7 protein-coding genes, 1 pseudogene and 1 riboswitch are annotated in these 8,612 nt (G+C 75.0%); of the genes and pseudogenes, 3 read left to right on the top strand and 5 right to left on the bottom strand.

Going from position 1 to position 8,612, the window contains the following annotated elements:
* Positions 1–318: 318 nt before the first annotated feature.
* From BMY88_RS13300 to BMY88_RS13290, 3 genes are all read right to left on the bottom strand, one after another.
* Entirely contained in the window at positions 319–1,221 is a 903-nt protein-coding gene (locus BMY88_RS13300; protein WP_091943898.1) for a deoxyribonuclease IV, read from the bottom strand.
* 1 nt (position 1,222) lies between these two features.
* Positions 1,223–3,217 carry a Stk1 family PASTA domain-containing Ser/Thr kinase gene (gene pknB, locus BMY88_RS13295; RefSeq protein WP_091943895.1) on the bottom strand — a complete coding sequence of 665 codons (1,995 nt, stop codon included), beginning with the start codon at positions 3,215–3,217 and terminating at the stop codon, positions 1,223–1,225.
* A gap of 192 nt (positions 3,218–3,409) precedes the next feature.
* The gene (locus BMY88_RS13290; RefSeq protein ID WP_091943892.1) at positions 3,410–4,897 is read right to left on the bottom strand and encodes a glycine hydroxymethyltransferase; all 1,488 of its coding nucleotides are present in this window, start codon (positions 4,895–4,897) and stop codon (positions 3,410–3,412) included.
* Between the two features lie 28 nt (positions 4,898–4,925).
* Positions 4,926–5,011: riboswitch (ZMP/ZTP riboswitch) on the bottom strand.
* Between the two features lie 114 nt (positions 5,012–5,125).
* Between BMY88_RS13290 and BMY88_RS13285 the strand changes: the two genes are divergently transcribed.
* From BMY88_RS13285 to BMY88_RS24440, 3 genes and pseudogenes are all read left to right on the top strand, one after another.
* Positions 5,126–5,449, top strand: a complete 324-nt coding sequence (locus tag BMY88_RS13285; RefSeq protein WP_091943888.1) for an Rv2175c family DNA-binding protein — start codon at positions 5,126–5,128, stop codon at positions 5,447–5,449.
* A 43-nt stretch (positions 5,450–5,492) separates the two neighbouring features.
* Positions 5,493–5,840, top strand: a complete 348-nt coding sequence (locus BMY88_RS13280; protein WP_091943886.1) for a lycopene cyclase domain-containing protein — start codon at positions 5,493–5,495, stop codon at positions 5,838–5,840.
* A gap of 82 nt (positions 5,841–5,922) precedes the next feature.
* Positions 5,923–6,168 (top strand): annotated as a pseudogene (locus BMY88_RS24440) (hypothetical protein); the annotation flags it as partial.
* Here the strand turns inward: BMY88_RS24440 and BMY88_RS13270 are convergent.
* Together BMY88_RS13270 and crtI are read right to left on the bottom strand one after the other, a co-directional pair.
* Positions 6,165–7,118, bottom strand: a complete 954-nt coding sequence (locus BMY88_RS13270) for a phytoene/squalene synthase family protein (protein ID WP_211435627.1) — start codon at positions 7,116–7,118, stop codon at positions 6,165–6,167. The pseudogene BMY88_RS24440 and the gene BMY88_RS13270 sit on opposite strands and share 4 nt — an antisense overlap.
* A complete protein-coding gene (crtI, locus tag BMY88_RS13265) occupies positions 7,115–8,608 on the bottom strand; it encodes a phytoene desaturase family protein (protein WP_091943883.1) in 1,494 nt (497 codons plus the stop codon). The genes BMY88_RS13270 and crtI overlap by 4 nt, the downstream gene beginning before the upstream one ends.
* Between the last annotated feature and the right edge of the window lie 4 nt (positions 8,609–8,612).

Here is an 8,612-nt window from a genome sequence, read left to right as displayed (position 1 = left end):
GATCGCAGCCGCGTGGTGGGTCCGGCCGTGGGTGTCCACGCCGCCGAAGACATCCAGCCCCGTACTCGCCATGATGGTCATCGCCGTCCTTGTCGCTCGTACCGATGAGACGGCACGCACCGAGCCGGACGAGGCGGACAGGACAGTGATGGGCGCCTCTTGCACAGGCTCCTATGAGGTCACGGACGTCCCGCCCGGTGACGTGCAGGGACGGGGCCACCCCCACACGGCCGACACATCCCACAGCAGGACAGCAAGGCGTCGGTCAGGCGGAGAGTCAGACCACCAGGGGTGACCCCGTCCTCTCCATCCTCACTGTCAGGCGGCGGTGAGGGCGGCGGTGCCGTCGCGCAGCGCGCACAGCAGCGCGATGTCGCGCGCGTGCCCGCCCCAGGGGGTGCCGTCGGCCTCGCTGGGGGTCTCGACGACGACGGGGACGCCGGACGTCGACGGGTGGGTCAGCAGCTCGGCGAACGGGGCCGCGCCGATCGTTCCGGTCCCGATGGTGGCGTGCCGGTCGCGCTCGGAGCCGCAGCCGTCGAGGGAGTCGTTGGCGTGCACGAGGCCCAGCCGGCCCGGGCCGACGGCGGCCTCGAGGGCGTCGAGGGTCGCGGTCATGCCGCCGGGGGTGGCCAGGTCGTGCCCGGCCGCCCAGGCGTGGCAGGTGTCGAAGCAGACGCCGACCAGCGGGTGCATGTCGAGGGCGGCGAGGTACGGGCCGAGGTCCTCGACCGTGGCGGCCAGCGACCTGCCGCCGCCCGCGGTGGGCTCGATCAGCAGCCGCGGCCCGCCGGCCGGTGCGGCGTCCAGCACCGGCAGCAGCCGCTCGTGCAGCTGGCGCAGGGCGGCCGCGTAGCGGTCCTCGCCGACCGCGGACCCGGCATGCACCACCACGCCGGCGCAGCCCAGCTGGGCTCCGCGGGCCAGGTTGTGGGCGATGCTCGCGATCGAGGCCTCGACCGTCGCCTCGGTGGGGGAGCCGACGTTGACCAGGAACGGCGTGTGGATGAACGACGGCACGCCGCGCTCGGCGCAGCCGGCGGTGAACGCGGCATCCTGGGCGGGGGTCCCGGGGGTCAGCTTCCAGCCGCGGGGGTTGCCCACGAACACCTGGACGGCGCGGGCGCCGGTCGCGTCGGTGTAGGGCAGCCCGCCCTTGGCGAGGCCGCCCCGGACCTGGATGTGCGCCCCGACCGGCGGGGCGATGCGCGGAGCAGCCACGTCAGGCGACGACCAGCAGGCGGACCGTCGTCCCCCAGTCGACGGTCTCGCCGGCGCCGGGGTTCTGGAAGCGGACGGTCGAGCCCGCGATGAAGGTCTGCACCTCGACCCGCAGGCCGAGCGCCTCCAGCGTCGCGCGGGCGTCGTCGGCGTCATCCCCGCGCACGTCGGGGACCTCCACCCGCGGCAGGCCCTCGGACACCTGGATGGTCACCGTGCTCGCGTACGGCGCCGCCACACCGGCGGCGGGTGAGACCGCCATGACCTCACCGGTGTCGACGTCGGGGCTGCGCCCGGTCGTCTCCTCGACGGTGAAGCCGAGCTGCTCGAGGGTGCCCCGCGCTGCCTCTGCGGTCTGCCCGAGAACGTCGGGCACCGCGACCGGGGCGGGCCCGCGGCTGACGTAGACGGTGACCGCGCTGTCTCGCGGCAGCTCGGTGCCGGGGCCGGGGTCGAAGCCGGTGACGTGCCCGACCGGGATGTCCTGGTCGTAGTCCTGGACCTCGGAGAAGGCCAGCGGCAGCTGCGCCTCCTCCCAGGCGGCGCGGACGTCGTCGATGGGCTGCCCGACCCAGCCGGCGTCGATCGAGAAGCGCTCCGGGCCCTTGGAGACCACCAGGGAGACGTCGGTGCCGCGGATGGCGTCGCCCTCGGCGGGGTCGGCGGAGATCACCTGGCCGGCGGGGACGGTCTCGCTGAAGACCTCCTCGCAGCAGTCCGGGTCCAGCCCGGCCTCCTGCAGCTCGCCGATCGCGGCGTCGCGGTCCAGCCCGACCAGCTGGGGCACCGTCGTCCAGCGGCCGGAGCCCAGCCACCAGCCGACGGCGCCCACGGTGATCGCCAGCAGCAGGACCACGGCGAGGGCGAGGCGGGTGCGCCGCCGGCGGATGTGGTCGGGCACGCCGGGCCGGGGCCGCGGCGGGGTGGGGCGCGCACCGGCCACATCGGTCGTCGGGCCGGCGCCCATCCCCGGCAGCATGCTGGTCCGCGATCCGCGGGACCGGGTGCCGCCGAGCACCTCGGTGCCGGGATCGCTGGGGTGGCCCAGCGGGCCCGACGGGCGCGGCCGGGTCGGCCGGTTCGTCGGGCGCAGGGTGTCCGGCCCCGCGGAGCTGCGCCCGGTGGGCACGGGCACGCGGGGGATGCCGACGTCGGAGCGGACGTCCTCCAGGTCGGCGAGGAAGGCGCCGGCGTCCAGCGGACGGACGACGGGGTCGCGGCGGGTCGTGCGGGCGACGAGCTCGTCGACCTGCCAGGCCAGACCCGGGACGTCCTCCGACGGCGGCGGGACGTCGTGGTGCACGTGCTGGTAGGCCACGGCCAGCGGGGTGTCGCCGCCGAACGGCGGGTGCCCGGTGAGCAGCTCGTACAGCACGATGCCGGCCGCGTAGACGTCGCTGCGGGCGTCGGCCTTCCCGCGCTCGAGCTGCTCGGGGGAGAGATAGGCGACCGTGCCGATGAGCACGCCGCCGGTGTGGCTGGTCTGCCCGGTGCCCTCCACCGCGCGGGCCAGCCCGAAGTCGGCGACCTTCACGACGCCGTCGGTGCCGATCAGCACGTTCTCGGGCTTGATGTCGCGGTGCACGATGCCGGCCCGGTGGGCGGCGGCCAGCCCGGACAGGACCGGCTCCAGGACGGCGAAGGCCTCCGCGACGGTCAGCCGGCCGCGGGCCTGCAACAGGTCGCGCAGCGTGCGGCCGCGGACCAGCTCCATGACCAGGAACACCAGGCCCTGGTCGCTGCCCTGGTCGCTGACGCTGACCACGTTGGGGTGGCTGAGCATCGCCGCGGCGCGGGCCTCGCGGGTGAACCGCTCGACGAACGACGGGTCGTGCTTGAGGTGCTCGGCCATGACCTTGACCGCGACCGTGCGGTCCAGGCGCAGGTCGGTGGCGGCGTAGACGGTGGACATCCCGCCACGGGCCAGCCGCTCCTCGAGGCGGTAGCGCCCCTCGAGGACCAGTCCGACCACGGGGTCGGTCACGGCGGTCTCCACGGGCCGAGTGTAGGAGCGAGGAGCGCTGCGACGGCCCGCCACGCGCCGGAGCCGGTCCCGGCGGGAGCAGCAGTCCCAGTGGCCACGCCGTGGCCGCCGCGGGAGGGTCCTCCCTCACCGCAGCGCGTCCTCCCTCACGGTCTGCGGTGAGGGAGGACGCGCCATGATCAGGTCAGCTGATCGTGGCCGCGATCAGGAGAGGTCGAGGCCGGGGTACAGCGGGTGGGCCGACAGCAGCTCGGCGGCCGCGGCGCGGGTCTTGTCGGCCAGGCCCTCGTCGATGACGTACTTGGCCTTGGAGGCGCTGCCGTCGCGGGTCGCCGTGGGCGTGGTGGCCGACAGCACGTCGGTGATCAGCTCGCCGACCCGGTCGAAGTCGTCCGCGCCGAAGCCGCGGCTGGTCAGCGCCGGCGTGCCGATCCGGACGCCGGAGGTGTACCAGGCGCCGTTGGGGTCGGCCGGGACGGCGTTGCGGTTGGTCACGATGCCGGCGTCCAGCAGCGCGGACTCCGCCTGCCGGCCGGTCAGGCCGAACGAGGTGACGTCGATGAGCACCAGGTGGTTGTCGGTGCCGCCGGTGACCAGCGTCGCCCCGCGCCGGGACAGCCCCTCGGCCAGTGTCTTCGCGTTGTCCGCGACCGCCCGCGCGTACCCGGCGAACTCCGGACGGCGGGCCTCGGCGAAGGCGACGGCCTTGGCGGCCATCACGTGGGGCAGGGGGCCGCCGAGCACCATCGGGCAGCCGCGGTCGACCGCGTCGGCGTACTCGGGCTGCGCGAGGACGAAGCCACCGCGCGGGCCGCGCAGCGACTTGTGGCTGGTGCTGGTGACGACGTGGGCGTGCGGCACCGGGTCGAAGTCGCCGGTGAACAGCTTCCCGGCGACCAGGCCGGCGAAGTGCGCCATGTCGACGACGAGGGTCGCGCCCACCTCGTCGGCGATCTCGCGCATCTTCGCGAAGTCCACCCGGCGCGGGTACGCGGAGTAGCCGGCCATGAGGATCAGCGGCCTGAACTCGCGGGCGCGGGCGCGGACGGCGTCGTAGTCCAGCAGCCCGGTGCCCGGGTCGGTGCCGTAGGAGGACTGGGCGAACATCTTGCCGCTGATGTTCGGCCGGAAGCCGTGGGTGAGGTGCCCACCGGCGTCCAGGCTCATGCCGAGCATCCGCTGGTCGCCCAGCGCGCGGCGCAGCGTCGTCCAGTCGGCGTCGGTCAGGTCGTTGACGTGCCGGACGCCGGCCCGCTCCAGCGCGGGGGACTCGACCCGCGTGGCGAGCACCGCCCAGAAGGCGACGAGGTTGGCGTCGATGCCCGAGTGCGGCTGGACGTAGGCGTACGGGGCGCCGAACAGCTCGCGGGCGTGCTCGGCGGCCAGCGCCTCCACGGTGTCGACGTTCTGGCAGCCGGCGTAGAAGCGGTGGCCGACCGTGCCCTCGGCGTACTTGTCGCTGAACCAGTTGCCCATGGTCAGCAGCACCGCGGGGCTGGCGTAGTTCTCGCTGGCGATGAGCTTGAGCGAGGCGCGCTGGTCGGCCAGTTCGCTGCTGATCGCGTTCGCGACCCGCGGCTCGACCGAGGCGATGACCTCGAGGGCGGCGCGGTAGGCGGTGCTCGCGGCCGTTGCGTCGAAGGGGGTGGCCAGGGGCGCGGTGGGGGCGGAGTCGTTCGGGGCGTGGGTCATGGCGGGCTCCTGCGCGGCGTCTCGTCGGAGTGTGTGCCCAGGCGCCCGGCGGGGGATTGCAGGCCGCTCCCCGGTGGTCGTGCCCACCTCGATGCGCCAGTCACGGCCCGCCGTCGATGCTACCGGGGCCGGGAGCCCGCGCCGACCACGGTGCCCCGAAGGCGTCCCGGGCGGCGCGCACGGCTCCGGGTGCTGGACCGGCAGGGACGCGCCATAGGCTCGGCGACCATGGAGACGCTCACCGCCGCGGAGGTCGCCCAGGTCCTGGGGGTCTCGCCGAACCGGGTCCGGCAGCTGCTGCGCGAGGACAAGCTGATGGCCGTCCCCGGCAGCGGCAACAGCCGGATCCCGGCGGACTTCCTCCAGGACGGCGAGGTGCTCAAGCACCTGCCCGGTCTCCTCACGGTCCTGAAGGACGGCGGCTTCCGCGCGGAGGAGGCCTTCGACTGGCTGTTCCGGCCCGACGACACCCTGCCCGGGACGCCGGTGCAGGCCCTGCGGGACGACCGGCACACCGAGGTCACCCGCCGCGCGCAGGCCCTCGCGTTCTGAGCCTGCTGCATCCGGGCCGCGGCGGGGGGCGGAAGCTGGTCGCGTGGGCCCCCTGACGTACCTGGCGCTGCTGGTGGGCTGCCTGGTGGTCACCGCGCCGCTGGAGCTGGTGCTGCGCGTCCGGGTCTACGCCCGCTGGCGGCGGCTGCTGCTCGCGGTGCTCCCGGAGTTCGTCGTCTTCGTGGTCTGGGTCCTCTACGCGATCGCGCAGGGCCACTGGGACTACTCCGCCGAGCTCACCCTCGACGTCCGGCTGCCCGGCGGCATCCCCATCGAGGAGGTCCTGTTCTTCCTCGTCGTCCCCCTGTGCTCGGTACTGGCGCTGGAGGCGGTGCGCCGGGTGACCGGCTGGGACGCCGGTTACCCGGCGGAGGAGGCGGACCGCACATGAGGAGGTCGCACGCGGACCATTGGCGGTGTTCCTCGCCCGTCGCGGGTCCTGCAGGACCAGCGACCCACGAGGAACACCCGCAATGGGCGGGGCCGCCGGCCGCGGCCGGGGAGCGCCCGTGAGCTACTCCGTCCTCGCGGTGGTCGCGGTCGTCGCCGTCCTCGTCGTCGACCTGGCCGTCTACCGCACCCGGCTGGTGACCCGGCGGGTGTTCTGGGCCGCCTACGCGATCGTCGTCACCTTCCAGCTGCTGATGAACGGCGTGCTCACCGGCCTGGAGGTGGTCGTCTACGACGAGGCGGAGATCTGGGGTCCGCGGATCGCCTACGCGCCGGTGGAGGACCTGCTCTTCGGCTTCGCCATGGTCACCCTCACCCTGGCCAGCTGGGCGGCGGTCAACCGGCGGGCGAACACGGCCGCCCGGCGCGGCCGCGAGACGCGCACCCGGCGGTCGAGCACCCGGTAGTCGGCCTTCTCGATCTCGTCGAGGATCCCGCCGTAGAGGGCGGTCGCGGCGCGCACGCAGTCGCGCGACTCCGGCGCGAGCAGCCGGGTGCCGGGGGCAGCGTCGTCGTAGCGGCGACGCACGATCTCGACCATCTCCCGCATGAGCGCGGCGAAGCGGGCGTCGTGCCGCCGGGCCGAGAGCTGCTCGCGCGTCACGCCGTGCGCTGCCATCAGGTCCGCCGGCAGGTAGACGCGCCCGCGGTCGACGTCCTCGGCGACATCGCGCAGGAAGTTCGTCAGCTGGAACGCCTCGCCCAGGGCGATGGCGTGCGGGGCGGCCTCCTCCCGCGCGACGCCCGGCGCGGTGCCCAGCACCGGCAGGACCTGCAGCCCGATCACCGACGCCGAGCCCCACATGTAGCGGTCGAGGGCGGCCAGGTCGGCGTAGCCGGTGACGGTGAGGTCGCTGGTCATCGCGGCGAGGAAGTCGACGAGGTGCTCGACCTCGATGCCGTAGCGGCGGTAGGTGTGCACCAGGGCCAGGCGCACCGGGTCGGCCGACCAGCCGGCCTCGAGCTCGGCGAGCACGGCGCGCGACCAGTCGCCGAGCTCGGCCTCGGGATCGGCGCCCGGGTGGTCGACGAGGTCGTCGGCGGTGCGGGCGGCGGCGTACAGGGCGTGCACGGCCGGACGCCGGTCGGCGGTGAGCAGCCGGGTGGCGAGGTGGTAGCTCTTGCCGTGCTCGGCGGCGATGGCGGCGCAGTGCCGGTAGGCGGCGGCCAGCTGCGCCTGCTGCTGGTCGCGGGTCGGCGGGGGCTCGACGAGGGTCATGCGGGCACGGCTCCGGTGATCCGTTCCGCGGCCAGGCGGCCGCTCATGACGACCATGGGGACGCCGACGCCCGGCTGCACCGAGGAGCCGGCGAGGACGACGTTCTCCGGTCCCCGCCGCGGCAGCGTGGGCGGGCGGAACGGCCCGGTCTGGCCGAAGGTGTGCGCCAGCGCGAAGGGGGTGCCCGCGGCCATGCCCTGCCGGGCCCAGGTCAGCGGGGTGTCCAGGTGCTCCACCTCGATCGCGCCCGAGACGCCGCGAAAGCCGCGGGACTCCAGGGTGGCCAGCAGTTCCTCGCGGTAGCGCGGGGCGAGGGCCTGCCAGTCCAGGTCGGGGTTGCCGCCGCTGCGCGGGTCGAGGTTGGGCGTGGGGGCGACGACGCTGAGCACCTGCCCGCCGTCGGGCGCCAGCGAGCGGTCGGTGACCGACGGCATGCTGATCAGCAGGCTGGGGTCCGACATCGGCCGCCCGTCGCGGGTGAGCTCGTCGAACACCTGCCGCCAGGCGGCGCCGAAGCTGATCGTGTGGTGCGCCGAACCGGGGAGCTCGGCGCGCACGCCGAGGTGCAGGGCTACGCAGCTGGGGGAGTAGGTGGGGCGCCGCGGCCCGCGCAGGCCGGGGACGAGGGTGTGCGGGGCGTCGGTGGTGACGACGACGGCATCGGCCGGCAGCCGCTCGCCGTCGTCCAGCACCACCCCGGTGACCCGGCGGCCGGCCATGTCCAGCCGGTCGACCGCGGTTCCGTACCGGAAGTCCACGCCCGCGTCCGCGGCGGCGCCGGCCATCGCCCGGGGGACGGCGCCGATGCCGCCCACCGGGTGGACGACGCCGGCGCCGATGTCGAGCTGGGCGATCACGGCGTAGGCGGCGATCGCCCGGTACGGGGACACGCCGGCGTAGAGCGCCTGGAAGCTGAACAGCCGGCGCAGCCGGTCGTCGGCGAAGCGCCGCTCGACGTGCCGGGACAGCCGGCCGAAGCCGCCCCGGCGGGCCAGCTGCCACAGCTGCGGTCCGAGCAGGTCCAGCGGGGAGTCCAGGTTGCGGTCGATGAAGGTCGCCACCTGGAGCCGGTACAGGTCGGCGAGGTCGGTGAGGTAGCGCCGCAGCGCGGCCGCCTCCGCCGGGCCGCACAGCGCCTCGACCTCGGCGGCGAAGGCGTCGGGGTCGGCGTGCACGTCCAGGTGCGAGCCGTCGGCGAACTGCGCGCGGTAGGAGGTGGTCAACGGCACCAGCTCGAGGCGGTCCTCCAGCCGCTCGCCGACGGCGGCGAGGGCGTCGGCGACCACCTCGGGCGCGGTGAACACCGACGGGCCGGTGTCGAGGGTGTAGCCGCCGTCGGTGACCACGCCGGCGCGACCGCCGGGACCTGGGCCGCGCTCCACGACGGTGACCTCGCGGCCCGCGCCGCGCAGGCGGAGCGCGGCCGACAGCCCGGCCAGGCCCGCGCCGACGACGACGACGCGGTCGGTGCGCCCTGGAACGAATCGCACGGTG

The organism is Trujillonella endophytica (assembly GCF_900110555.1).
Classification (GTDB): domain Bacteria; phylum Actinomycetota; class Actinomycetes; order Mycobacteriales; family Geodermatophilaceae; genus Trujillonella; species Trujillonella endophytica.
This window is presented reverse-complemented; position numbering and strand designations above follow the sequence as displayed.